Below are 25,216 nucleotides of genomic sequence, written 5' to 3'. Positions count from 1 at the left end.
GCTCGGTGAGCTAGATCACAAGGGCATACCTGAATCCCATTCGGGTTACCTGGCCGCGACGGCTGGGACACGATCACCGCTCGGTTGGGTCAAGCCGCCGCGAACCCTTGGTGCGCGGGCAGGTCCCGTGAGTGGATCGACCGGCCTGTTCGGGACGAAGAGCTTGGGGGAAACATGAGAGTGCGCAGATGTCTGGCGTTGGCCTTCGCGGTGGTGGCCGCCGCCGCCGCTCCGGCCGCGGCCGCGCAACCCGCGTGGCGACTGGCCTCGATCCCGCAGACCGAGGTGACGAGCAACCTCTGGGACGTCGCCGCCGTGGACGCCGGGAACGCCTGGGCGGTCGGCTTCGAGGGGTACCTGTGGGAGCAGGAGTACGCGACCGGTGACCCGATGATGCTGAGGTGGGACGGCGCCACCTGGTCCCGCACGTCCCGCCCGGCCGTGCAGGGCAAAGTGTCGTTCCAGCGCGTGGCGGCATCGTCCGCGCAGGACGTCTGGGTCAAGGGCTCGCGCCCGTCGCCGGACGGCGACGTCGCCCTGGTGTGGCGCTACGACGGCACCACGTGGACCGAGGTCCCGTACCCGGCCGGCGCCACTCCGAGCACCCTGTCGATCCGTGACCTGTCCGTTGTGGACGGACACGCCTGGCTGGTCGGAACGCGGGGCAACAGGCCGGTGTTCCACGAGTGGACCGCCGGCGCCTGGCAGGAGCACCAGCCGCCCGCGCAGTGCGTGACGGGCGGCGGCTTCGTGAACTTCTGCAACGTCAACGCCGTCAAGGCCTTCGCGCCGGACGACGTGTGGGCGGCGGGCAACGGCATGTGGAACGGCTTCTCGGGACCGCTGCTGTTCCACTGGAACGGCACCGCGTGGCGGACCGTCGACATCGGACTGAACCAGCAACCCCTGTCGCTGCAAGCGATTGACGGACAGTCCTCACAGGACGTCTGGGCGGTCGGTGACGGGGGTGGCATGGGCTCCGCCAACGTGGTGCTGCGAGGGGACGGCACCACCTGGCAGACCGTCGGCGGGCTGAGCACGCCGAAGACACCTGGTGTCGCGGTGGCGGCAGGCGGGGTGCCGTGGGTCATCTCGAGCTTCCCGCTGGCGACCTTCCGCTCCTACGCCTCCGGGAGCTGGAACCTGGCGATGGCACCGGCGCCCGCGGGGTCGTCCGGGGTGACCTGCAACGCGATCGCCGCGGTGCCCGGGACCGATCGGGTGATCGCGGTGGGCAGTGCGGACGTGCCGGGGACGAGTCCGCTGCGGGTGCGGGCGGTGGTGGCGGAGTACGCGGCGGGGTGAGGTGGAGGCGCGGCTGCCCGCTCCTGCGGGTGGCCGCGTGCCGGCGGCGGGGATGCGCGCAGGTGGGGAGGAACGCGGCGTTCGGTCGTGCCGTCCGCCTGGAGTCGCGCGGTCGGCGTGCCTTGCTCAGCCCCGCCCACGCCGTCAACTCAAGCCCAGCGGTCCCTGCCCACCCCCGTCGGGCAGCGTGAACGTCACCGTCGTGCCCCCACCCGGCGTCGCGTCCAGCCGCACCTCCCCGCCGTGCCGCTCGACGATCCGGTGCACGATCGCCAGCCCGGCGCCGTGGCCGCCGCCGTGCGCGTCCCGCTGGTGCAGCCGCCGGAACAGCCGCAGCACCTCCTCGCGGTGCTCGGGCGGGATGCCGATGCCGTTGTCCCGCACGGACACCGCGTCCTGGGCCAGCGTGATCTCCACCGTGCGCGGGAGTTCCGGGCGGGCGTACTTCGCCGCGTTGACCAGCAGGTTCACCAGCACCTCCGACAGCCGGTCTGGGTCGGCGTGCACCACCAGGCCCGGCTCGGGCAGCACCACGTCCACCTCGCGCTCCGCGAGGCGGGGGCCCGCGACCTCCAGTGCGGCGAGGGCGGCGTCGCGCAGGTCGATCCGCTGCGGGCGCAGGGCGCCGTGGCCCAGCTGGGCGAAGTGCAGGAGTGAGTTGATGAGCTCGTCCATGCGCTGGGCCAGGCGTTGGACGGTGTCGAGGCGGCGGACCGTCGTGTCGTCGAGGTCGCCCGCGTCCTCGCGGATGAACGCCGTCGAGTTGAAGATGCCCCGCAGGGGTTCCTTGAGTTCGTGCGCTGCCACGTGGGCGTAGGTGTCGAGGTCGCGGTTCGCGCGGTTCAGTTCCTCGTTCAGGGCGGTGAGACGGGCGTTGTGGCGCAGGACCAGGGTGGTGATCGCCCGGCCGAACTCACCCGCCACAGCCTCGTCGGAGGTGGTCCACGGCACGCTGCAGCCTCGGGTGTAGGCCTGGTAGACGGCCGACGAGCCGCGCGGGGTGAGGCGTTCGCCGTGTTCGCCCAGGCGCACCGGGGTGCTCGGGTCGGTCGCCCACGTCCTGGCGGCACGGCGCTCGGGACGGACCCACGCGATCAGGTCGCCGGTGCCGCCGAGGGCGAGCACGAGCACGCCGCTGAGCTGCTCGGCGTGCGGCGCCAGGGAGGCGTCGTGCGAGGACAGGTTGTCCGTGCTCCACACCTCGCCGGCGGTCAGGTGCGGCATCACGTCCCACAACGCGGCGAGGCCGGGCTTCAGGGCGTCCGGGTCCTGGCCGCTGACGACCGTCGTCTCGCCGTCGAGGCGCAGCACCACGGCCCGTGCGTCGATCAGCTCGTGCAGCAGGTCGACGCTGGTCCGCACGGACTGGGTGATGTCCGTGTTCAGCTCCGTGACCAGGCGCGACAGCGCCGTGCGGGTGTCGTGGCGGGCACGGGAGGTCTGCGCCTCCTCCAGCGCGGCGAGCTGGAGCGACAGCGTCACGCCGAAGAACTCGCACGCCGAACGCACCTCCGGGTCCAGCCGCCGGGGCGTGACGCCGTGGCACGCGATGAGACCCCACAACGACCCGGAGTGCAGCAACGACACCGACATCGACGACGCGACCCCGATGTTGCGCAGGTACTCCAGGTGGAACGACGACACCGTGCGCAACGCCGAGTCGGACAGGTCGAGCGGCTGCGCCGTGCCGGGCAGCACCTGGGGGAGCAGCGTCGCCGTCTCGTCGTCCACGTCGTGGATCACCCGGATCCAGTTGCGCTCGTACAGGCGCCGCGCCTGGGGCGGGATGTCGGTCGCCGGGAACCACAGGCCGAGCCACGGCTCCAGGCCGTCGGCGACCGACTCGGCGATCACCTCACCGGGCCCCGCCTCACCGTCGAAGCGGTAGGCCACCACCCGGTCGTAGCCGGTCAGCGCGCGGATCTCCGCCACGGCCGACGCGCACACGTCGACCACGGTCCGCTCGTGCTGCAGCTTCGTGAGCGAGGTGCGCAGGCGCGGGTAGAACTGGGAGAAGCGGAACGTGTCCTGCACGGGACGGCGTTCGAACTCGAGCACGGTCCGGCCGTCCGCCCGGTGCACGGTGACGTCGAAGCTCTCCCCCGAGGAGGGCAGCACGACCGCGCAGAGACCCCGGTCGCCGGTCGGGGCGTCGAGCGTGGCCCGCACCGCCGCGACGCCCTCGGTCCCGATCACCGCCTCCACCTCGGTGCCGAGCAGGTCCTCGGGCTCGCTGCCGAGCACGGCGCCGGTGTTCGCGCTGACGACCTCGACCACGCCCGCGTCGTCGACGGCCAGCAACGCGCCGTGGGACTGGATCCCGCCCAGCAGGTGGATGGGCTCGGTGAGGCAGACCGTCATGTCGAACGACGTCGTGCCCGCCTCCGCCTCGGCCTGTGCGGCACGGGTCCACTCCGCGTCCAGCCCGTCCTGGCCGGTGAGCGGGAGCGCCTGCTCGTCCTGCATGCTGGTTCCTGCTTCCGGTGGGCGTACGGTTTCCGGGGCGAAGACCGTCCCGCAGGGAGCGGCGGACGAACGCGGGAACGGGGGACCGGATCGGATGAGCGCAGGTGACGCACCGACCTGGCCCGAGCTCCTGCACGCGTTGTGGCGCAGCGCGTTCTCGGCGGGCAGCACCAAGGTCTTCGCCAAGGAACTCTACTTGGGACTGCTGGAACTGCCTCACGTGCGCGGCGTGCTCGGCGCGCGGACGGGCCCCGACGGCACCGTGCTGGTCGTGCGCTGGGCCGACCACGAGCACGGGGTGCTGAGCGGCCCCGCGGGTCTCGCCGCGGACGTCGCGCCGTGGGTCACGGGCTCCGAGGAGCTGGAGGCACGCCCGGCCGGGCAGGCGAAGATCACCGAATTGGGTGTCGCCGAGCTCTCGTCGTTCGCGCCCGCGCTGGGCGAGCGGATGCGCGAGGTCGGAGGCACCGCGGTGGTCGCGGCGTCGTTCCACGCCGCGGAGGGCGACAACGGCCTGCTGCTCGTCGCACTGGACCGGGCCCCCGAGGACGAGGTGGTCGCGCGGGCGCTGGAGCAGATCGCGGACGTCGTCATCGCGGCCGACGACCGGATCGCCGACCAGGCGCTGCTCGACAACCGGCTGGCGGCCGACGCCGTGCTGGCCGAGGTCTCGCTGCGGCTCGCGGGCTCGCTCGACGTGGAGGAGACCCTGCGGTCGGTCGTGCGGATGGCGGTGCCGGGCCTCGCGGACGGGGCGGCCGTGCACGTCCGGCGCGACGGCGCGCTGAAGCAGATCGCCGCCGCGCACGTGGACGTGCACCGCGAACGGCTGCTCAACGACCACCTGCGCCAGGGCCGGTGGGCCGGACTGCCGGTGACGGCGGGCGACGAGGTGGACCCGCTGCCGTCGGGGCTGCCCGCCGACGTGGGCCTGGAGCTGATGACCAGCGCGGTCCTGCGGGCGCGGGGCCGGCTGCTGGGCGTGCTGACGTTCTTCCACCGCGCCGGGGCCCGCCGGGTGCCCACGCGGGAGTTCGTGCGCGACATCGCGGCTCGGGCCGCCCTCGCCATCGACAACGCGACCCTCTACAGCCAGCGCCGCGCCGAGGTCGAGGAGCTCCAGCAGCACCTGCTGCCGTCGGTGCTGCCCGCGATCGACGGCGTCGAGCTGGCGACCGGGTACAACGTGGCGGGCCACCTGCTGGACGTGGGCGGCGACTTCTACGGGGTCGTGCGGCAGCCGGACGACCGCTTCACCGCCCTCATCGGCGACGTCTGCGGCCGTGGCGCCGCGGCCGCCGCGCTCACCGGCCTCGCCCGGCACACCGTGGAGACCATCCTGGAGGAGGGCGGCGGGGCCGAGGACGCGGTGCGCCTGCTCAACGCCAAGATGCTGCGCAACCGCGTCGGCAAGTTCCTCACCCTCGCCGCCGTCACGTTCGGCAAGGCGGGACCGGACGGCCTGCCGATGCGGTCGCTGACGGCCGGGCACCCGCCGCCCGTGATCATCCGGCGAGACGGCGCGGTCGAGGAGACGGCCTGCCGCGGCCACCTGGTCGGCGTGCTCGACCAGGTCTCGTTCACCCAGGCCGACGACGTGCTCCGACCCGGCGACTCGGTGGTGCTGTTCACCGACGGCCTGGTCGAGGCGCGCGACGCCTCCGGGGCGTTCTTCGGCGACGAGGACCTGGAGCCGACGCTCGCCGCGCTGCACGACCTGCCGCTGCCCGAGATGGCCGCCGCACTGGTCGCGGGCGACGGGCGGTACGCCGTGGACGACGACGCGGCCGTGCTGCTCATCCGGTACCGCGGCCCCCGGCACCTCGACGCGGTGCTGCCCGCGGACCAGGCGGCCGACGCCGCGCTCGCCGCCGTGCGGGAGCTGGGCAGACCGGGCCTGCCGGACCGGATCGACGGTCCGGCGGGGCACGAGGACGTGACCGTCATCGTCGACGGGGACGCCGGGTGGGCGCGGATCGAGATCAGCGGAGGAGCCGGCACGTGGTGGGAGGTCCTGTGACCGCGAGCGGCGAACAGGTGGTGCTGGTCGTGGAGGACAGCGAGGAGGACCGGGAGGCGATCCTGCGCGCCCTGTCCCGGTCGCACCCGGAGCTCGTGCTCGAGTTCCTGCACGACGGGCACCGCGTCCCGGACCGGCTGCGCGACGACGCCCTGCCGCACCCGGTGCTGGTGCTGCTCGACCTGAACATGCCGGGCACCGACGGGTTCCGGGTGCTGCAGGAACTCCGGGCCGACGCGGACCCGCGGCTCAGGGACGTGATCGTCGTCGTGTTCACCTCGTCGACCACGTCCGCGGACATCGACCGGTGCTCCGAGGCGGGCGCGGACAGCTACGTCTACAAGCCGGTCAACTTCACGTTGTTCCGGACCGTGCTGCAGGGTGCCGTGGAGTACTGGCACACCAACGGTTTCGTGCGCCCCGGCGCCCCGCCGGAAGTGCCCGTGGCGTGACCCTGCTGACGCGTCTGCGCACCGACACGCGCGCCGCCCACCAGGCGCTGGAGGACGACCTCGCGTTCCTCTCCGGACTCACGCCCGCGCGCTACAGCGAGGTGCTGGCGGCGTTCCTGGGGTTCCACGAACCGCTGGAGAAGGCGCTGACGGCGTCCGCCGCCGCACACCGGCTGCCGTGGGACCTGGCGCCCGACACCGACCGGCTGACCTCCGACCTGCGAGGCCTCGGGTGGAGCTCCTCGCGGATCGCTTCGCTGCCGCGGTCGTCACCGCCCGACGTCGAGGCGTTGCCCGCGCTCGTCGGCTCCCTGTACGTCGTGGAGGGCGCACGGCTCGGCGGGCAGTTGATCACGCGCTGGGTCGGGCAGGCGCTCGGTCCGGTGCCCGTGTCGTTCTTCGCCTCGGACGGGGACGCGCGGCGGCGATTCCGGCGGTTCGGCGCGCTCGCGGAGGCCGTGGTGCCCGACGAGGAGGCGGACGTCGCCGTCGCGGCGGCGAACGCGCACTTCGGGCTGTTCCGGGAGTGGCTGGGCGGCGCCCTGCCCGACCGGAACGGGTAGCCGGCGGCTCACCTCCCGCCGGAAGCCCTGCCCTGCCCGGCGAACCCGGTGAGGTGGGCGTACGCGACCGCGTGCGTCCGGTCGCGCAGTCCGAGCTTGCGCAGGATGCTCGACACGTGGGACTTCACCGTCTCCTCGCCGACGTGCAACAGCGCGGCGATCTCGGAGTTGGTGTGGGCACGGGAGAGCAGCAGCAACACCTCGCGCTCGCGGGCCGTCAGCCGGTCGATGTCGCCGGGGAGAGCGGGAGCGCTGAGGGTGTCGGCGAAGCGCGCGAGGTGCCGCCGCACGATCGACGGGTCGATCAGCACGTCGTCGCGGGCCGCGATGCGCACCGCGGCGATCATCTCCTCCGGCGGCATCGACTTGAGCAGGAACCCGCGGGCGCCCGCGCTCATCGCGCGGTGCACGTACTCGTCGGTGTCGTGCGTGGTGAGCATGATGATCCGGGTGCGGTTGCCGGGGGCGGCCAGGATGGCGGTGGCGGCACCGAGACCGTCGCGGCGCGGCATGCTGATGTCGAGCACGGCCACGTCCGGGCGCAGTCGCAGCGCGGCGTCCACGGCCTGGTCGCCGTCGGCCACCTCGGCGACGACCTCCAGGTCGTCCTCGGTGTCGAGGATGGCGCGCAGGCCCGAGCGGAAGACCGCGTGGTCGTCCGCGACCAGGACGGTGATGGTCATGCGGGGCCTCCGAAGCGGAACGTGACGGCGGTGCGCCAATTCTGGCCGTCCGGCAGCAGGCCCCGGTCGAGCACCCCGCCGAACTCCTCGGCGCGGGCGCGGATGCCCGCGAGACCACGCCCTTCCCGTCCCTCACCGGCGGACGAGGGGTTGACCGTCTCGACGTGGAGCCGGTCGCCGGAGTGGTGGACCGCGACCTCGACGGGACCGCCGTCGCCGTGGCGCAGCGCGTTGGTCAGCATCTCCTGGACGATGCGGAACACCGCGGCGTCGAGGTCCGGCGGCAGGGCGCGCGGCGTGCCCGAGACGTCCAGCCGCACCTCGAGCCCGGTCTCCCGCAGGCGTTCCACCATCGTCGTGACGTCGGCCAGGCCGGGGTCGCGGTCGGCCTTGGGGCGCTGCCCGAGCAGGAGATCGAGCATCTGCCTGAGGTCGTGCAGCGCGGTGCGGCTGGAGTCCTCCACCGACCGCACGGACCTCAGCGCGGACTCGTCGCCCGCGGTCCTGGTGAGCCGCAGTCGTGCCGCGCCCGCGTGCACGCTGATCGCGCTGACGTGGTGGGTGATCACGTCGTGCAGGTCGCGGGCGATCGCCGCGCGGTCCTCGGCGATCGCGGCGTCGACGGCGTCCTTCGCCTCGCGCTCCTCCTGCTCGGCCTGCCGTCTCATCTCGTCGAGGTAGGCCCGCCGGGAGGTGGTGTAGCGGCCGACGAGCCACGAGACCAGCCCGACCTTCGCCGCCGACACGAGCACGTGCCAGTCGAGGACGTACCCGCGGGCGAGGTGGGCGAGCACGAGCCCGCCGATCACCGCGAGCAGCGAGGCCCTCGCCTGCCACCCGCGCAGCCACGCGCCCGCCCGGTAGGACGCGACGAGGACCCCGGTCTCGTTCAGCCGCAGCGTCCGCGGACCGCCGAGCAGCACGGCCACCCCGGCGTTGACCACGACGGCGACGACCGCGACCGCTCCGGACCAGCTCGTCCGTCCGGCGAGTGCCACGTCCGCCACGACGATCGCGACCAGCGCGACGATCCACGCGCCGTTGACCGGGAGGTCCTGCACCAGGAACGACAGCACGTCGGCCACGGCGCAGACGCCCGCGACCACATAGGACTGGCGCTTCAGACTGGTCCGCGCACGGGACAGCGACTGGCTGTTGATCACCCGCAGACGATGTCAGGAGACGGGGCCCGCGGCATCCCCCTCGCGAGGGAGACGGTTCTCCTCGCCGCGGGGAAGATCGCGGACGCGGGAATTCCTAGGTTTCTCCCATGCCTTCGATCAAGCCCTCCCGGCTGACGGTCGCCGCCGGACTCGCCGGTGCCGTGCTCCTCGGCCTCGCCTACCTCGGTGTGAGTCCCGAGGGGACGATGACCGTGCCGGACGGGGCGGCCCCCGGCTCCCTGACGACCGAGCCCTGCGACTACACCACCGAGTCCGGCACCCTCGCCGCCGACTGCGGCACGCTCGTGGTGCCGGAGAACCGCCGCGACCCCGCCTCGGACCTCATCGCGTTGCCGGTGACCAGGATCCGCGCCACCACCCCGGATCCGGGCGCGCCGGTGTTCCGGCTCGGCGGTGGCCCCGGCGCCACGAACATGGACTTCCCGCAGGCGAGCAGGCTCACCGGCACCGGCGACGTGGTGCTCGTCGGGTACCGCGGGGTGGACGGGTCACGACGCCTGGACTGCCCGGAGGTCGCCGCGTCCATGCGCAACGGTGACGGGATCGCCGAGGAGAAGACCCTGCCCGCCACCGGCAAGGCGTTCGAGCTGTGCGCCGAGCGGCTGACCGGGGACGGCGTCGACCTCACCGGGTACTCGATCGTCCAGCGGATCGAGGACTTCGAGGCGGCCCGCACGGCCCTGGGCTACGACCGGATCAACCTGATCAGCTCCAGCGCGGGCACCCGCACCGCGATGATCTACTCGTGGCGGCACCCCGAGTCGCTGGGGCGGTCCGTGATGGTGTCGGTCAACACGCCCGGCCACCTGTTCTGGGACCCGCACACCACCGACTCGCAGTTCGGCCAGTACACCGGCCTGTGCCGCGCCGATGCCGGGTGCGCGGCCCGCACCCCGGACCTCGCCGCGTCGGTCCGCGACATCGCCACCGCGATGCCGCAGCGCTGGGGACCGCTGGCCGTCAAGGACACCAACGTCCGCGTGCTGAGCCAGTACGCCCTGCACCACAACGGGAAGTCCCAGGCGCCGAACAGCGCCCCGACCGTGCTCGACGCGTACCTCAGCGGCGACACCGGTGCCCTGTGGGCGATGTCGGTGCTGGGTGACGTGGTGCTGCCGGACTCGTTGGTGTGGGGCGAGTTCGCCTCGTTCGCCATGATCGACGCACCGGCGAACCGGCGCTACTACGACGCCGGCGGCGACCCCGGCTCGATCCTCGGCAACGCCTCCACCGACTTCCTCTGGGCGGGTCCGTCGGGCGTGGCGACGGTGTGGCCGGACAGCCCCGACAACGCCGACCACCGCACCGTGCGCCCCAGCGACGTCGAGACGCTCGTCGTCAGCGGTGAGATCGACTTCTCCACCCCGTCCCAGCTCGCCACCAAGGACCTGCTCCCGTCGCTGTCCCGCGGCAAGCAGGTCGTCCTGTCCGGACTCGGCCACACCTACGACTTCTGGGACCACCGCCCGGAAGCGAGCAAGCACATGCTCACCACCTTCTACGCCACCGGACAGGTGGACGACTCCGGCTTCGACCCCCGGCCGGTTGCCTTTGGCGACGTGCCCACGAGCATGTCCACCATCGCGAGGCTCCTCATCGGTGTCGCGGTCGGCGGCGCGCTCCTCGGCCTGGTGGTGCTGGCACTGATCGCCCGCTCCGCACGGCGCCGCGGTGGGTTCTCCCCGAGGAGGAGCGCGTGGATCCGTGCCCTCACGGCACTTCCGCTCGGACTGGGCGGCTGGCTCCTCGGCGTGCTGGTGGTGTGGACGGTCAACCCGGACGACTACGTGGTCAGCGCCACCGCGGTCGTTCCCGGCGTCGGCGCGCTGATCGGGCTCGGCGCCTACCTGGCGTGGGTCCGTCCTGAGTGGACTCGAAAGGTCCGGCGCAGGGGCCTGGTCGCGGGTGTCGGTGCGGCCTTCCTCGGTGCGGCGCTGGGAACCTGGGCGCTGCCCGGTCTGGCCGCCCCGCTCACGGCCGTCGTCGGGGCCGCGGTGGCCGTCAACCTGGTCCTGATGTTCCTGCGCGAACCCGCAGCGGGACCGGCCGGCGCGTGACGCGGTAGGCCGACGCCGTTCGACGGCATTCGACGGGGTCGCGGCGAACGACCCCGTCGAACGCGTTCGACGCGTTCTTGACCAGGTGTGGGGCGTCCTCCACAGTGTGGGACGGACCGCTGGAGATCGCGGTCCGTCCGGGGATGCGCACAACCGAACCGCTCGGCGCAAGCGGCCGGTTGACCCTTCGTGCGCTTGTCGCACCGACCTCAACGAAGAGGAGCATGCTCATGGCCGGACCAGGCCATCACCCGCACACCTCCGCCTCCCGCGCCCGCAGCCGCCGGATGGCGGGCATCAGCGCCGCCGTCGCCGTCCTGCTCGGGGGCCTGCTCGCGGCCTTCGGCGCGACGTCCGTCTCCGCGGCCACAGTGGACACCAGCGCCTGGTACGTGCTGGTCAACCGCAACAGCGGCAAGGCGTTGGACGTCTACAACCTCGCCACGAACGACGGCGCGCGCATCACCCAGTGGGCGCGCAACGACGGCAACCAGCAGCAATGGCAGTTCGTCGACTCGGGCGGCGGCTACTACCGCCTCAAGTCACGGCTGTCGGGCAAGGTCCTCGACGTCTACAACTTCTCGACCGCCGACGGCGGCGGCATCGTCCAGTGGTCCGACCTGAACGGCACCAACCAGCAGTTCCGCCTCGCCGACTCGGACAGCGGGTACGTCCGCCTGGTCAACCGCAACAGCGGCAAGGCCGTCGAGGTCCAGGGCGGCTCGACCGCGGACGGCGCCAACGTCGTCCAGTACAGCGACTGGAACGGGACCAACCAGCAGTGGCAGCTCGTCCGAGTCGGCGGCACGAACCCCACCACCACGACCACCACCTCACCGGGCGGCACGTGCCAGCTCCCGTCGACCTACCGCTGGTCCTCGACCGGCCCGCTCGCCCAGCCGAGGCAGGGCTGGGTGTCGCTGAAGGACTTCACCCACGTCATGTACAACGGCAGGCACCTCGTCTACGCGACCACGCACGACACCGGGACCACATGGGGCTCGATGAACTTCGGCACCTTCACGAACTGGTCGGACATGGGCTCGGCGAGCCAGAACGCGATGAACACGGGCGCGGTCGCCCCGACGCTGTTCTACTTCGCCCCCAAGAACATCTGGGTGCTCACCTACCAGTGGGGCCCGACGACGTTCAGCTACCGGACGTCGAGCGACCCGACCAACCCGAACGGCTGGTCGTCGGCGCAGACCCTGTTCACCGGCACCATCCCGAACTCGGGCACCGGCCCGATCGACCAGACGCTCATCGGTGACGGCACGAACATGTACCTGTTCTTCGCCGGCGACAACGGCAAGATCTACCGGGCCTCCATGCCGATCGGGAACTTCCCGGGCAGCTTCGGCTCGTCGTGGACGCAGATCATGAGCGACACGACCGCGAACCTGTTCGAGGCCGTCGAGGTCTACAAGGTCCAGGGCCAGAACCAGTACCTGATGATCGTCGAGGCGATGGGCAGCGGCGGGCGCTACTTCCGCTCGTTCACGTCCAGCAGCCTCAACGGCTCGTGGACACCGCAGGCCGCCACCGAGAGCAACCCGTTCGCGGGCAAGGCCAACAGCGGCGCCACGTGGACCAACGACATCAGCCACGGCGACCTGGTCCGCAGCAACCCGGACCAGACCAAGACCATCGACCCCTGCAACCTCCAGTTCCTCTACCAGGGGCGCAATCCCAACTCGGGCGGTGACTACGGGCTCCTGCCTTACCGGCCGGGTCTGTTGACGCTGCAACGCTGATGAGGGCGTGAGGACGTGGCCGGCTCCCGCATGGTGGTGGGGGAGCCGGCTGCGTTCGGTGTGGGGGCTGCGGCCCGTACGCCGCGGTTCACCTCCCGTGGCCCGCCTCCCACCTCCCGCTGCCGGCTTCCCGCCCGGCGGCGGGCGATCCGGCCGTGCCCTTCCAGGCGGAGCGGGCATTCCACCCGCTCCACCCGCCCAAGCCTCACCTGGTTCCCCGGCAGCGCCTCCCGAGCGCTACTCGAACACCCCGTACCCCGCCACCGCGTGCGCCCGCACCCCGTCCATGTCGAGCTCCACACCGATCCCAGGCGTGTCGGGAAGCGTGATGTACCCGTCTTTCACGATCGACCCGCTCCCGTCGGGCGCGTGCACGTAGCTGTCCCACACCGCGCGCTCGTCGAGCGCGTGCCACTCCTGGACGAGGAAGTTCGGGATCGCCCCGCACTGGTGCGAGGTCGCCATCGTGCCGAGCGGCGTCGACACCAGGTGCGGTGCGAACGGGATGTAGTGCAGCTCCGCCAGGTTGGCGATCTTCTTGGCCTCGGCGAGGCCGCCGCACTTCGGCACGTCGGGCTCGATCACGTCCACGGCTCCGCGTTCGAGCAGTTCGCGGAAACCCCACCGCAGGTAGAGGTTCTCGCCCGCGCAGATCGGGGTGCGGGTCTGCGCGCGGACCCGGACGAGCGCGTCCACGTTCTCCGCGGGCAGTGGTTCCTCGAGCCACATGAGGTCGAACGGCTCGAGCTCCCACGAGATCCGGCACGCGCTCGGCAGGTCGTAGCGGGCGTGCAGGTCGATGGCCAGGTCGACGTCCGGGCCGATCGCCTCCCGGACGGCGGCCACGCGCTCGACCATCGATCTGATCTCGGCGGCGTTGACGGTGTGGTTGTAGTCGTCGTACTTCGCCGGGTGGCGGAGGTTGTCGACGTCGAACTTGAGGGCGGTGAAGCCCTCGGCGACGACGCGCTGGGCGCGGTCGACGCAGCCCGCGATCGAACCCGCCGGGTCGTCGCCGTCGCCGCAGTCGGCGTAGAGGCGGATCCGGTCGCGGAACTTCCCGCCGAGCATCCGGTAGACCGGCTGGCCCGCGGCCTTGCCCGCGAGGTCCCACAGCGCGATCTCGATCCCGGACAGCGCTATCACGAACACCCCGGCCTGCGGGCCCGCGAAGACCTTGTGGCGGCGCAGCTTCTCCCAGCAGCGCTCGACGTTGCGCGGGTCCTCGCCGATCAGCAGGGGGGTCAGGAACTCGATCATGCCGACGACGGCTCCCGCGCCGGCGTCGGGGTTGGCCTCGCCGTACCCGCTGAGGCCCTCGTCGGTGTCGATCCGCACCAGCGTGGCCTCACCGTGGTAGGCCACCACCGCCGTTGTGACGTTCACGATCCGCATAGCTCTCCCGAAGTCGGGTTGTGCAGAAGTACGGACTGTCGCGATGTTCAACTTGTCCTATAAGCTGATGACATGCAAAGGGGACAAGAGTCTCCGGACGCTGTCAAGGTCCGGACTCTTCCGGTGCAGGTGGCCGCACACCTGACCCGGCGCATCGTCAGCGGCGAGATCGAGGACGGGCGGGCGCCGTCGGAACTCGACATCGCCCAGGAGTTCGGCGTGTCCCGCGTGGTCGCGAGGGAGACGCTCAAGATCCTCGCCTCGCTGGACATCGTCGACGTCGCGCAGGGCCGCCGCGTCGTCGTGCGTCCCCCTGCGGAGTGGGACTACCTCAGCCCGTTGCTGGTCGAGTGGCTGCCGTCGGAGCTCGTGGGTGAGCTCCTCCAGGAGCTGCACCAGATGCGCGTGCTGCTCGAGCCCGAACTCGCCGCGATGGCCGCCGCCTGCGTCACCGACGAGGCGCTGGAGCGGCTCAAGGCCGAGGTCGACCGCATGGCCGAGCTCGAGGCGGATCCCAACGCCTACCTCGAGGTCGACCACGAGTTCCACATGGAGATCTGCCGGGCGGCCGACAACCGCATTCTCGACCGGATCATGTACTCGGCCCGCTGGCTCGGCACGGCCAGCCGGCGCATCACCAACGAGGCGCCCGCCGCGTTGCGCAAGGCCACGCACGACCACACGGAGATCTACGAGGCGATCCTCGCGCGCGATCCGGACCGTGCCCGCGCGGCGATGCGCACGCACCTCGCGAACAACTCCGCTCTCATCGCGGAGAGGGAGGAGAAGACCAGACGAGCCGCGGGGCGCCGGTAGCGCACCGCCCGACCGATGCACCGGTGTTCCCGTTCCAGGGGCATCGGCGAGTACTCCGCTTCGCCGTTCTTCGCACATGTTCCACCCGGCAGCGCGGCCCACGCCCCGCTGTCCCGCCGGTTGCAACGTCGCCCCGTCGGTACGCGTCCGCTCGGCCGGACGCGAGAGGAGTTGGCATGGAAGAGAAATCGGACTTATCGAGGCGCACCTTCCTCGGCATGAGCGCGCTCGGCGTGCTCGGTCTCGCCGGGTGCGGGGGCGGTCCAGCGCCCGCACCGCAGGTCGACGTGCAAGTGCCCCAGGCGTTGCTCGACCAGGCGTCGTCGCTGCGCGGCGGGTCGGTGGGCATGCTGTCGCAGAAGCTCTACTCCGAAGCCGCCAACCAGGCGCTCGACCGGTCGCTGCAGGTCTTCGCGCAGGCCACCGGCACCACCGTGCGCAACGACCTGGTCTCCGGCGACGCGGGGGACATGGTCGCGAAGATGGACGCCGAGGTGAAGGCCGGCACCAGCCGCGACTTCGCGTTCGTGAGCGACCGGCGGTTCGTCGGCCAGCTGCACAACCTGGGCGCCCTCACCGACGTCACCGACGTGGTCGAAGAGATGAAGAAGCTCTACGGCGAACCCGCGACGGAGGCGAACAACTACTGCGTCTTCAACGGGCGCTGGTTCGCGATCCCGTACCACTTCATCGCGTCCGCGATGTACCTGCGCAAGGACTGGTACCAGGAGAAGGGCCTCCCGCTCAAACCCCACTACACGTGGGAAGAGTTGCGCGACAACGCCCTGGAGGTCTCCGACCCGGCGAAGAGACGCTTCGGCTGGGGTCTCACGGTCAACCGCTCCGGCGACGCCAACGGGTTCATCGCGAACGTCATCAACTGCTACGGCGGCGCGATGGCGGACAACACCGGCACGAAGGTGGTGTTCAACTCGCCGGAGACCGTCGCCGCCGTCACGTTCATCGGCGACATCTACACGAACCCGAAGTACACGCCGATGCTGCCGCCGGGCATCGGCAGCTGGACCGACTCGAGCAACAACGAGAACTGGCTGGCCCAGATCCTGGGGCTCACGCTCAACCAGTTCAGCGTCTACGCCGACTCGAAGACCAAGAACAACCCGGTGTACGCCAACACCCACCCGTTCAACGGCGCCACCGGACCGGCGATCGACAAGCCGCTCGCCTTCGGCGAGTCCAACTCGTTCGTCGTGTTCAAGGGGGCCAAGAACGCCGACCTCGCCAAGCTGGTCGCGAAGTACATGGTCAGCGGGACCGCGCTGCTCGGTGTCGCGAAGGGAGCGCCGTGCCTCGTGAACCCGTCGTGGGACAAGGTGTGGGACTCCGACCCGTACTACACGACCGGTGACCCGGCGTTCCCCGCGCTGCGCGAGCAGACCCGCACGCCGCTGCCGGTCACCACGAGGACAGGCTTCAAGTTCCCCCAGGCGCCGAGCCCCGGCGAGCAGGCGGCCACCGCCGCCTACCTGCTCACCGACATGATGCAGTCGGTCATCCAGGGCACGAAGCCCGCCGACGCCGTCGCCTCGACGCACGCGCGGATCGTCCAGGTCTTCGAGCAGCAGGGCTACAAGCAGTGACGGTCCTGCGGGAACGGCCGGCGCCGGTCAGCCCGGCGCCGGAGGGGTCGCCCTCGCTCAGCTCGTCGCAACGGCTGCTCGGGCGCGACTGGCGCCTCGCGGCGGTGTTCGTCGGGCCCACGCTGGTGCTCGTCGCGGGCCTGATCCTGTTCCCGATCGTCGACTCGGTCGTCACCAGCACCACCGAACGCCACGGCGCGGAGACGGTCTTCGTCGGGCTGGACAACTACACCGCGCTCGTCGACGACGCGGTGTTCCACAAGGGCGTGCTCAACTCGTTCGTCTTCACCGCGTACGCCGAGATCTTCAAGGTGGTCCTCGGCCTCATCGCGGCGCTGATGCTGCACCACATGAGGCGCGGCAGGGCGATCGTGGCCGGGGTGATCCTGCTGCCGTGGGTGGTACCGACGGTCGTCACGGCCTTCACCTGGCGGTCGCTGTTCGACCCGATCTTCGGCAGCGTCAACGTCCTGCTCACCGACTCCGGCATCGGGCCGTTCCTCGCCACGATCGGGCTCGTCGACCGCTGGCCCGCGGAGTGGCTGTCCGATCCGGCGCTCGCGATGCCCGCGGTCATCCTGGTCAACGTCTGGAAGGGCATCCCGTTCTTCACGGTGACGTTCCTCGCCGGGCTCAAGGCCATCGACAGCGGTCTGTACGAAGCGGCCATCGTGGACGGTGCCTCGCCGTGGCAGCGCTTCGTGCACATCACGTTGCCGGGCCTGCGCCACGTCATGATCGTGACGGTGCTGCTGTCGTCGATCTGGACGTTCAACAACTTCGACCTGATCTGGCTCATGACCCAGGGCGGGCCGGGCGACGCCACCGCCCCGTACGTGATGGTGGCCTACTCCAAGGCGATCCAGCAGCTGCAACTGGGCGCGGGCGCCGCGGTCACGCTGGTGATGCTGCCGGTCATCGCCGTCCTCGTGGTGATCCTCGTGCGGATGATGCGGCGCAACGACCTCCCCGGCACGGGCGGGACGGGAGGCCGGAGGCTGACCCCCGCGCAGCGCAGGGCGATGCCGTGGGTGATCGTTCTGGCCTCGACGCTGGTGCTGGTCTGGGCTTCGCCGCACATCGTGTGGAAGGCCGCGCTCGTGCTCGGCGTGTTCGTGGTGCTCGCCGCCGCGGTGGGGCGGGTCGTCTCCGTGCTGGCGGCGCGGGGCAACCGGCTGGCCGCACGGCTGGTCGGCGGCACGGGCAGCGGGGTCGCGCTCGTCGGCCTGCTGGGCTTCGTGCTCGCCCCGCTCTACTGGATGACGGTCACGGCGTTCAAGTCCGACGACCAGATCGTGGCGCGCACCGACGACCTCTGGCCGACCCCGTGGACCACCCAGCAGTTCACGAACCTGTTCAACGGCAGGGCGTTCGGCACCTGGTACCTCAACACGGTCCTGGTGTCGGTGGCGTCGACCGCGATCGCTCTCGTGTGCGCCGCACTGGCGGGGTACGCGTTGGCACGGCTCAGGTTCCGGGGCTCGGAGAGCTTCACGGTGACGATCCTGCTCACCTACGTGATGCCGGGCGCGCTGCTGTTCATCCCGCTGTACCAGATGATGAGCGGCATCGGGCTGAACGACTCGTTGTGGTCGCTCGTGCTCGCGTACCCGACGTTCACGCTGCCGTTCGCGACCTGGCTGCTCGTCGGCTACTTCAAGTCGATCCCGGCCGACCTCGAAGAGGCCGCGCTGGTCGACGGCTGCACGCGGTTCGGGGCGTTCCTGCGGATCACGCTTCCGCTGGCGAAACCGGGGCTGCTCGCCGTCGCGCTGTTCACGCTCACCAACGCGTGGAACGAGTTCCTGTTCGCGTTCGTGTTCATCACCGACGACGAGTACAAGACGCTGCCCGTCGGCATGCAGTCGATGATCTTCGGTGACGTCGTGCCGCAGGGGCAGCTCGCCGCGGCCTCGCTGCTGATCAGCATCCCGGTCGTGGTGATGTACGCGTTCGGGCAACGGTTCCTGACGGAGGGCCTCACGGCCGGAGCGGTGAAGGGGTGATCACCGAGGAGCACGTCTCGCAGGGGTCCCGGCCGAGCGACCTGCGCATCACCGACCTGCGGGTCGCGAACGTGGCCGGCGTGCCCTTCCGCTCGTCGATCATCAGGATCGACACGAACCAGGGCCTGGTGGGCTACGGGGAGGTGCGCGACCAGGCCAGCGCCACCTACGCGCTGGTGCTCAAGAGCCGCCTGGTGGGGGAGAACCCCTGCAACCTCGACAAGGTCTTCCGCAAGATCAAGCAGTTCGGGCACCACGGACGGCAGGGCGGCGGGGTCTCCGGCGTCGAGATGGCGCTGGTGGACCTCGCCGGCAAGGCCTACGGGGTGCCCGCGCACGCGTTGATCGGCGGCCGGTTCCGCGACGAGGTCCGCTGCTACGCGGACACACCGTCGCTGCCGGACCCGCACGAGATGGGCGCCCGGTTGCTGGAGCGCAAGGAGCGCGGGTTCACGATGCTGAAGATGGACGTGGGCATCGACCTGCTGTGGGACGTGCCGGGAGCGTTGATCGCGCCGAAGGGCGCCCGTGCGGACCTGACGACGATGCACCCGTTCACCGGCATCCAGGTCACCGCCAGGGGAGTCGACCACCTGGCGTCCTATGTGGACACCGTCCGGTCCGTGGTCGGCTACGACGTCGCGCTCGCGGCCGACCACTTCGGCCACATCGCGCTCGACTCGTGCATCCGGATCGGCCGCGCGCTGGAGGACTTCACGCTGGCGTGGATCGAGGACCTGATCCCGTGGCAGCTGACCGACCAGTGGCGGCGGCTCACCGCGTCCGTCGCCGTCCCGACGTGCACGGGGGAGGACATCTACCTGCTCGACGGCTTCCGCCCGTTGCTCGACACCGGCGCCATCCGCGTCGTGCACCCGGACCCGGCGACGGCGGGCGGGATCGCGGAGACCAAGCGGATCGGCGACCACGCGCAGGAACGCGGCATCCCGATGGCCCTGCACCTGGCCGCGTCACCGATCGCGACGATGGCGTGCGTGCACCTCGCCGCTGCCACGGAGAACTTCCTCGCGCTCGAACACCACGCCGCCGAGGTGGAGTTCTGGAGCGACCTCGTCACCGGCCTGCCCCGCCCGCTGATCCAGGACGGCCACATCGCGGTGCCGGACACACCGGGGCTGGGGTTCGGCGACCTCGACGAGGAGGTGCTGCAACGCCACCTCGACCCGCGCGATCCGGTCTTCTTCGCCGAAACGTCGCATTGGGACGGTGAGGCGAGCCACGACCGCTTGTGGAGCTAGGTGGCGCAGCACGCCGGCGTGCTGCGCCACAACGCTAACGCCCCTGCTCGGCCCGCCACCGCTCGTACTCCGGCCGCGCCTGTTCCGACAGCGGGTAGTACAACCGCAGGTCACCGCCCTCGGACAAGCGGATCCGGGAGAACTCCTCCCACTCCGCGTGTTCCTGGGCGGCGGCGATGAGCGCCGGCGCGAGCTTGACCGGCACCACGACCGCCCCGTCGTCGTCGGCGACGACGATGTCCCCCGGCTCGACGAGGGTGCCACCGCAGGCCACCGGCACGTTGACGGCGGTCGGGACGATGCCGGTCTGGGCGTGGAAGTTCGGTGTGGCACCGCGAATCCACAGCCCGAGACCGAGTTTCTTCGCCTCGCCGGTGTCGCGCAGGCACCCGTCGACGACGACGCCGACGCCACCGCGGCCCTTGAAGTAGGTCAGCATCATCTCGCCGAACACGCCGCTGTCCATGTCCCCGCGCGCGTCGACGACGATCATGTCGCCGGGCTGGGCGTGGTACATCACGTGGCGGTGCAACTGCTTCTCCGGCTCGGCGTACTCGTCGACGGGGTAGAGGTCCTCCCGCTTCGGCAGGAACTGCAACGTCAGCGCCGGGCCGGCGACGCGCACGCCGGGCGTCACCGACACGGGACCGCTGATGAACGCGCTGCGGATGCCCATGCGGCTCAGTTCCGCGCTGGCCGTCGCGCTGCCGAGGGCCGCGAGGGCCTCGCTGAACTCGGCGGGCGGGCGAACGATGTCGTGCGTCTCGACCACGTCGGTAGCTCCCTCAGATCCGCGTTGACCGCAACTGCCGGAGAGTTCGTGCGTCCCGGATCCGAGCCTAGTCCGTCGAACCGTTGTGGCGTAGGAGAAAACGTCGGCCCGGCCGAAATGGCCGGGCCGACGTGTCCCGTCAGTTCAGCCTGCGGGTGTCCTCGGGCAGGCCGCCGCCCGCGTAGACGTCCTCGGCGAGCTCGGCCAGCGCGGTCAGCGCGACGTTCTGGCTCCACGGCCCGTAGGACACGCGGGAGACGCCGAGCTTCTGCGCCGTGGCCAGGGGGATCGAGCCGGGGACGCCGATCAGGTTGACCTTGCGTTCGCCCAGCGCCTCGACGAGCCGTTCGACCTGCGAGGTGTCGAGCCTGCCGGGCACGAAGACGTTGGAGGCGCCCGCGTCGAGGTACGCGCGGCCGCGGGTGATCGCGTCGGCCAGCACCTCCTCGGGGTCGCGGTCGCCCGCCTTGACGAACGCGTCGGTGCGGGCGTTGAGCACGAAGTCGACCCCGGCGGCCTGCGCGGCGGCGACCGCGGCCTCGACGGCCCGCACCGACTCGTCGAGCGGCTTCATCTGGTCCTCGAGGTTCGCGCCCGCCGCGCCGGCGTCGATGGCCCTCGCGATGGTGCCGCCGGGATCGCCGTACCCGCCCTCGAGGTCGGCGGTGACCGGCAGGTCGCCCGCCACGCGCACGATCAGCGCGACCTCGGCGATCATCTCGTCGCGGGGGATCTTCTCGCCGTCCGGGTAGCCGCGGGAGGCCGCGATGCCGTGGCTCGGGGTCGCGAGCGCCTGCGTGCCGGGCGTCTCGGCGACCACCTTCGCGGTGATCGCGTCCCACACGTTGACGACGAGCAACAACTCCGGTGCCGCGTGGAGGGCCTGCAGGCGCTTCGCCTTGTCTGCCGTGGAGGTCATGATCACGACCATGCCACACGAACGACGGCAGTGCTCCCACCTGAGTAGAGTGAGCGTTACATGTACAACTGGGTGGCGGGCTCACGCACGTCCGGTGTGGACGGTGTGGCACCGGGCCTCGCCGCGCCGAAGTGGTCGAGGAGATGAAGGCAGTGGGATCGAACCGGTTTGCGGACCAGGTCGCGGTGGTCACCGGCGGCGGGAGCGGGATGGGGGCCGCGATCGCCCTGAGGCTGGCCGAGGAGGGAGCGACCGTCGTCGTCGCGGGGCGGGACGAGCAGAAGCTGAGCCGCACCGCCGAGCGGGCGGCCGGGAACGGCAAGATCGTCCAGCGGGTCGTCGACGTCCGCGACGAGGCGGCCGTCGCCGAGCTCGTGAACGGCACCGCCGAGACTTTCGGCCGGCTGGACGTCCTCGTGAACTGCGCGGGCGCCACCGACTTCGCCCTGTTCGCCGACCTGGACGCGCAGACCTGGAACGACATCATCGCGGTCAACGCCGGTGCCGTCTTCTTCGCGACGAAGGCCGCCCTGCCGCACCTGAAGAAGACCAAGGGCAACGTCGTCACCATCGGCTCGTCCAACGCGCTGCGCAACAACTACGGCCAGCCCGCCTACGGTGCCGCCAAGAGCGCCGCGGAGAGCCTCACCGCCAGCATCGCGATCGAGCACGGCGCGCACGGGATCCGTGCGAACACGGTGCACCCCGGAGTGATCTTCCCGACCGGTATGACCGGTCCGATGGAGGACATCCCCGGGGTGCTCGACGCGTACGCGTCGTACGTCCCCATGCGCCGCCTGGGCACCCCCGAGGAGATCGCCTCGGTCGTGGCCTTCCTGGCGAGCGGTGAGGCCAGTTACGTCAACGGCGCGAGCATCACCGTGGACGGCGGCCTGAACGAGGTCCTGCACCTGCCGCCGTCGGTCGCTCCGTGAGTCCCGCGCCCGGCAGGCGTTGACACGCGTTGGCTAATGCCGTTAGCTTATGGCTAACAGCATTAGCTCCGTGGAGGACGGCATGATCGAGCACCTGGACGTCGCGGGCAACACCCTCGCCTACGAGGTCACCGGCGAGGGGCCGCTCGTCGTGCTGGCCCACGGCATCGGCGACAGCCGCCACTCCTACCGCTTCCTCGCCCCGGCGCTGGCCGCGCGGGGCTACCGGGTGGCGAACGCCGACATCCGGGGCTGCGGCGACTCGAGCGTCGGCTGGGACGGCTACAGCCGCACCGACATCGGGGGAGACCTCGTCGCCCTCGTGCGCCACCTGGGCGGCCCGGCCGTGGTCATCGGCCACTCGATCAGCGGCGGGGCGGCGACCGTCGCGGCGGCCACCGCCCCGGACGTGATCTCCGGCGTCATCGAGCTCGCACCGTTCACGCGGGCGCAGTCCGTCGACCTCGCGGGACTGCTGCGCGTAAAGCGGTTCCGCAGTGGCTACACCCAGCTCGCCAAGGTCATCGTCAGCGGGAGCCTCGGCGCCTGGACGAAGTACCTCGACGTGGCGGTGCCCACCAAGCCGGCCGACTGGGACGCGGAGCTCGCCCGGATCGAGGCCAAGCTCCGCGAGCCCGGCCGGATGGAGGTCCTTCGGGTCATGGGCAAGTCCAGTCCCGCGGACGCCGGCGCGCAGCTGGCCCACGTCACCTGCCCGGTCCTCGTGGTCATGGGCGACGCCGACCCCGACTGGGCGGATCCGCGCGCCGAGGGTGAGAAGGTCCTCGCCGACCTTCCCCGCGGTCTCGGCGAACTCGTCGTCGTCGAGGGTGCCGGGCACTACCCGCACACCCAGACGCCGGACGAGGTCCTCGCGCTCGCCCTGCCCTTCCTGGGCAAGACGCTGGCGCACGCCTAGGGAGAGGCCGGCTCCGGCGTCGGTGGTCGAGGCCGCCGCCCCCGGATGGCCGTCCTGGCCGCGACCGAACTCGGCGACGCGACGCATGGTGGGCGGAGAGGCGCTGGCCGCCTCTCCTGTCGCTACGATCCGGTGAACCGCCGACGGGAGGCCGGACCTTGACGCGTCACACCTTCTCCGCGCTGCTCGAGCTGAACGGCAAGACCGCGACCGGCTTCCGCGTCCCCGCGGACGTCGTCGAGGCGCTCGGGCAGGGCAAGAAGCCCAGGGTGCTGGTGGGCATCGGCGGCCACACCTGGCGCAGCACGGTCGCGGTCTACGACGGTGACTTCATGCTGGGCGTGAGCGCCGCCAACCGGGAGGCCGCCGGTGTGACCGCGGGGGAGACCGTCGAGGTGACGCTCGAACCGGACCTGGCCGAACGCACCGTCGACGTGCCCGAGGACCTCGCGGCCGCGCTCGACCGGAACCCGGCTGCCCGCGCCGCGTTCAGAGCGCTGTCCTACAGCAACCAGAGGCAACGGGCCGAGGCGGTGGCGGGGGCGAAGCAGGCCGAGACCCGCGCCCGGCGGATCGAGAAGATCATCACCGAGCTCTCCTGACGGTCACCGCAGGGCCGCGGCCAGAACCGTCTCCACGACCCTGCGCACCGACTCGGGTGCGGCCGGGCCGTGCTCCTCCTCGGTGAACCGCAGGTGCGCGGCGCCGATCAGGGTCGGTGCGAGCGTGTCGACGTCGGCGTCCGCGGCGATCCGGCCGAGTTCGCGCTCGGCCCTCAGGTACCCGGCGACCATGGCCGCCGCCTCGCCGACGAGCGGGAGTCGCGCGGTGCCGGCCGCGCGGAGCCGGGTGCGGAGCTCGTCCCGTGCGATGACGAGCACGATCATCGCCACCGCGACCGGGTCGAAGCCGCTGACCAGGGCCTCGGTCAGGTTGCCGGTGACGGTGCCGGAGCCCGCCCTGTCCCGCAGGTCGGCGGCACGGGCCTCGATCCGCGCGATGCGGTCCAGCACCAGCTCGGTCAGGAACGCGTCGAAGTCGGCGAAGTGGCGGTGCAGGACGCCCTTGGCGACACCCGCCTCCGCCGTGACCGCCCTGCTGGTCAGCTCGCCGACGCCGTCCCTCACCAGGACGCGCGCGGCGGCGTCGAACAACTGCTGACGCGGATCGCGCAGCGCCACTCCAGTGGGCACCGGGTCCCCTTCCTCCACGAGCGAACACCGCCCCACGAGTGGGCGCCTGCCCACTAGAGTGGGCGCATGGTCACTCTAGTGCCTCCACCTGCGCCGGAACCGCACCGGCACCGCCGGGTCGCGGAGTCGTTCGGCGTCGACCCCGAACGGTACGACCGCACCAGGGCCGCCTATCCCGAAGCGGTGGTCGGCCGGATCACCGCCGCCTGCCCGGGATCCGGACTCCTCGACGTCGGGTGCGGCACCGGCATCGCGGCCCGCCAGTTCCAGGCGGCCGGGCTCACCGTCCTCGGCGTCGAGCCCGATCCGCGGATGGCCGCCTTCGCCCGGAAGACCGGCATCGACGTCGAGATCGCGACCTTCGAGGCGTGGGACTCCGGGGGCCGCGCGTTCGACGCGGTCGTCTCGGCCACGGCCTGGCACTGGGTGGACCCGGTCGCGGGAGCGGCGAAAGCGGCCCGGGTGCTGCGGCCGGGAGGCGTGCTGGCGCCGTTCGGGCACGTCCACGCACTGCCTCCGGCCGTCGCGGACGTCCTGGCCTCGGCCTACCGGCGCCTGATCCCGGACTCGCCGTTCGTCGCCCGGTCGGAGGTGTCCGTCCTGGACGCCTACCGGGGGTTGTACGCCAGGGCGGCGGACGGCATCCGGGAGGCGGGCGGCTTCGGCGAGCCCGAGTTGTGGCGCCACGACTGGGAACGCGCCTACAGCCGTGACGAACTGCTCGACCTGGTGCCGACCTCCGGTGGACTGACCACGCTGCCGCCGGAGCAACTGGCCGGGGTGCTGGCGGAGGTCGGCGCGGCGGTCGACGAGCTGGGCGGCACCGTCACGCTGCCGTACGCCACGTGGGGGCTGACCGCGATCCGCACCTAGATCGTGTCCCGCGCCCACCCGCGCGACGCGCCATCTCCGGGCAC

21 protein-coding genes are annotated in these 25,216 nt (G+C 71.5%); 14 read left to right on the top strand and 7 right to left on the bottom strand.

What is annotated here, in order from left to right; genetic code table 11:
* The first annotated feature begins 180 nt into the window (after positions 1–180).
* The gene (locus ND450_RS11075; protein WP_253326050.1) at positions 181–1,305 is read left to right on the top strand and encodes a hypothetical protein; all 1,125 of its coding nucleotides are present in this window, start codon (positions 181–183) and stop codon (positions 1,303–1,305) included.
* A gap of 144 nt (positions 1,306–1,449) precedes the next feature.
* On the opposite strand, the gene ND450_RS11070 is transcribed toward ND450_RS11075, so the two are convergent.
* Positions 1,450–3,771 (bottom strand): ATP-binding protein, encoded by a 2,322-nt coding sequence (locus tag ND450_RS11070; RefSeq protein ID WP_253326049.1) that lies wholly within the window; start codon positions 3,769–3,771, stop codon positions 1,450–1,452.
* 94 nt (positions 3,772–3,865) lie between these two features.
* On the opposite strand from ND450_RS11070, the gene ND450_RS11065 reads away from it, so the two are divergent.
* Genes ND450_RS11065 through ND450_RS11055 form a run of 3 tightly spaced genes read left to right on the top strand, consistent with a single transcriptional unit; the run spans position 3,866 to position 6,806 of the window.
* Positions 3,866–5,791: a PP2C family protein-serine/threonine phosphatase gene (locus tag ND450_RS11065; protein WP_253326048.1), complete on the top strand. Its 1,926-nt coding sequence runs from the start codon at positions 3,866–3,868 to the stop codon at positions 5,789–5,791.
* A complete protein-coding gene (locus ND450_RS11060) occupies positions 5,788–6,243 on the top strand; it encodes a response regulator (protein ID WP_253326047.1) in 456 nt (151 codons plus the stop codon). Before ND450_RS11065 ends, ND450_RS11060 begins: the two co-directional genes overlap by 4 nt.
* Positions 6,240–6,806, top strand: a complete 567-nt coding sequence (locus ND450_RS11055) for a biliverdin-producing heme oxygenase (RefSeq protein WP_253326046.1) — start codon at positions 6,240–6,242, stop codon at positions 6,804–6,806. The genes ND450_RS11060 and ND450_RS11055 overlap by 4 nt, the downstream gene beginning before the upstream one ends.
* Before the next feature lie 8 nt (positions 6,807–6,814).
* On the opposite strand, the gene ND450_RS11050 is transcribed toward ND450_RS11055, so the two are convergent.
* Entirely contained in the window at positions 6,815–7,489 is a 675-nt protein-coding gene (locus ND450_RS11050; RefSeq protein ID WP_253326045.1) for a response regulator transcription factor, read from the bottom strand.
* Positions 7,486–8,652: a sensor histidine kinase gene (locus ND450_RS11045; protein ID WP_253326044.1), complete on the bottom strand. Its 1,167-nt coding sequence runs from the start codon at positions 8,650–8,652 to the stop codon at positions 7,486–7,488. The genes ND450_RS11050 and ND450_RS11045 overlap by 4 nt, the downstream gene beginning before the upstream one ends.
* Before the next feature lie 107 nt (positions 8,653–8,759).
* Here ND450_RS11045 and ND450_RS11040 point away from each other — a divergent pair, with 107 nt between their 5' ends.
* Both ND450_RS11040 and ND450_RS11035 read left to right on the top strand, forming a co-directional pair.
* Positions 8,760–10,730, top strand: coding sequence for an alpha/beta hydrolase (locus ND450_RS11040; RefSeq protein ID WP_253326043.1), 1,971 nt, complete (start codon positions 8,760–8,762; stop codon positions 10,728–10,730).
* A 230-nt stretch (positions 10,731–10,960) separates the two neighbouring features.
* Entirely contained in the window at positions 10,961–12,484 is a 1,524-nt protein-coding gene (locus ND450_RS11035; RefSeq protein WP_253326042.1) for a non-reducing end alpha-L-arabinofuranosidase family hydrolase, read from the top strand.
* A 237-nt stretch (positions 12,485–12,721) separates the two neighbouring features.
* On the opposite strand, the gene ND450_RS11030 is transcribed toward ND450_RS11035, so the two are convergent.
* The gene (locus tag ND450_RS11030; RefSeq protein WP_253326041.1) at positions 12,722–13,879 is read right to left on the bottom strand and encodes a mandelate racemase/muconate lactonizing enzyme family protein; all 1,158 of its coding nucleotides are present in this window, start codon (positions 13,877–13,879) and stop codon (positions 12,722–12,724) included.
* A 72-nt stretch (positions 13,880–13,951) separates the two neighbouring features.
* Between ND450_RS11030 and ND450_RS11025 the strand changes: the two genes are divergently transcribed.
* From ND450_RS11025 to ND450_RS11010, 4 genes are all read left to right on the top strand, one after another.
* Positions 13,952–14,695: a FadR/GntR family transcriptional regulator gene (locus ND450_RS11025; RefSeq protein WP_253326040.1), complete on the top strand. Its 744-nt coding sequence runs from the start codon at positions 13,952–13,954 to the stop codon at positions 14,693–14,695.
* A 176-nt stretch (positions 14,696–14,871) separates the two neighbouring features.
* Positions 14,872–16,296 (top strand): ABC transporter substrate-binding protein, encoded by a 1,425-nt coding sequence (locus ND450_RS11020; RefSeq protein ID WP_253326039.1) that lies wholly within the window; start codon positions 14,872–14,874, stop codon positions 16,294–16,296.
* On the top strand, positions 16,293–18,302 hold the full coding sequence (locus ND450_RS11015) for an ABC transporter permease subunit (protein WP_253326038.1): 2,010 nt from the start codon (positions 16,293–16,295) through the stop codon (positions 18,300–18,302). Before ND450_RS11020 ends, ND450_RS11015 begins: the two co-directional genes overlap by 4 nt.
* Positions 18,299–19,561: a mandelate racemase/muconate lactonizing enzyme family protein gene (locus ND450_RS11010; protein ID WP_253326037.1), complete on the top strand. Its 1,263-nt coding sequence runs from the start codon at positions 18,299–18,301 to the stop codon at positions 19,559–19,561. Before ND450_RS11015 ends, ND450_RS11010 begins: the two co-directional genes overlap by 4 nt.
* 34 nt (positions 19,562–19,595) lie before the next feature.
* On the opposite strand, the gene ND450_RS11005 is transcribed toward ND450_RS11010, so the two are convergent.
* Entirely contained in the window at positions 19,596–20,333 is a 738-nt protein-coding gene (locus ND450_RS11005; RefSeq protein ID WP_253326036.1) for a ribonuclease activity regulator RraA, read from the bottom strand.
* A 139-nt stretch (positions 20,334–20,472) separates the two neighbouring features.
* Complete coding sequence (locus ND450_RS11000) at positions 20,473–21,252, bottom strand: isocitrate lyase/phosphoenolpyruvate mutase family protein (RefSeq protein ID WP_253326035.1); 780 nt, start codon at positions 21,250–21,252, stop codon at positions 20,473–20,475.
* Between the two features lie 143 nt (positions 21,253–21,395).
* Here ND450_RS11000 and ND450_RS10995 point away from each other — a divergent pair, with 143 nt between their 5' ends.
* The 3 genes from ND450_RS10995 to ND450_RS10985 all read left to right on the top strand — a co-directional run bounded on the left by ND450_RS10995 (position 21,396) and on the right by ND450_RS10985 (position 23,708).
* Positions 21,396–22,187 (top strand): SDR family NAD(P)-dependent oxidoreductase, encoded by a 792-nt coding sequence (locus ND450_RS10995; protein WP_253326034.1) that lies wholly within the window; start codon positions 21,396–21,398, stop codon positions 22,185–22,187.
* Positions 22,188–22,269: 82 nt separating this feature from the next.
* Positions 22,270–23,106 carry an alpha/beta fold hydrolase gene (locus ND450_RS10990; protein ID WP_253326033.1) on the top strand — a complete coding sequence of 279 codons (837 nt, stop codon included), beginning with the start codon at positions 22,270–22,272 and terminating at the stop codon, positions 23,104–23,106.
* Between the two features lie 158 nt (positions 23,107–23,264).
* Positions 23,265–23,708 carry a YdeI/OmpD-associated family protein gene (locus ND450_RS10985; RefSeq protein WP_253326032.1) on the top strand — a complete coding sequence of 148 codons (444 nt, stop codon included), beginning with the start codon at positions 23,265–23,267 and terminating at the stop codon, positions 23,706–23,708.
* Between the two features lie 3 nt (positions 23,709–23,711).
* On the opposite strand, the gene ND450_RS10980 is transcribed toward ND450_RS10985, so the two are convergent.
* Entirely contained in the window at positions 23,712–24,299 is a 588-nt protein-coding gene (locus tag ND450_RS10980; protein ID WP_253326031.1) for a TetR/AcrR family transcriptional regulator, read from the bottom strand.
* Positions 24,300–24,365: 66 nt separating this feature from the next.
* Between ND450_RS10980 and ND450_RS10975 the strand changes: the two genes are divergently transcribed.
* Complete coding sequence (locus ND450_RS10975; protein ID WP_253326030.1) at positions 24,366–25,172, top strand: bifunctional 2-polyprenyl-6-hydroxyphenol methylase/3-demethylubiquinol 3-O-methyltransferase UbiG; 807 nt, start codon at positions 24,366–24,368, stop codon at positions 25,170–25,172.
* The last annotated feature ends 44 nt before the right edge of the window (positions 25,173–25,216 follow it).

It is taken from the genome of Lentzea sp. HUAS12 (genome assembly GCF_024125735.1).
GTDB classification, from domain to species: domain Bacteria; phylum Actinomycetota; class Actinomycetes; order Mycobacteriales; family Pseudonocardiaceae; genus Lentzea; species Lentzea albida.
The sequence above is the reverse complement of the archived record's forward strand: the minus strand, read 5'-3'. Positions and strand labels throughout refer to the sequence as shown.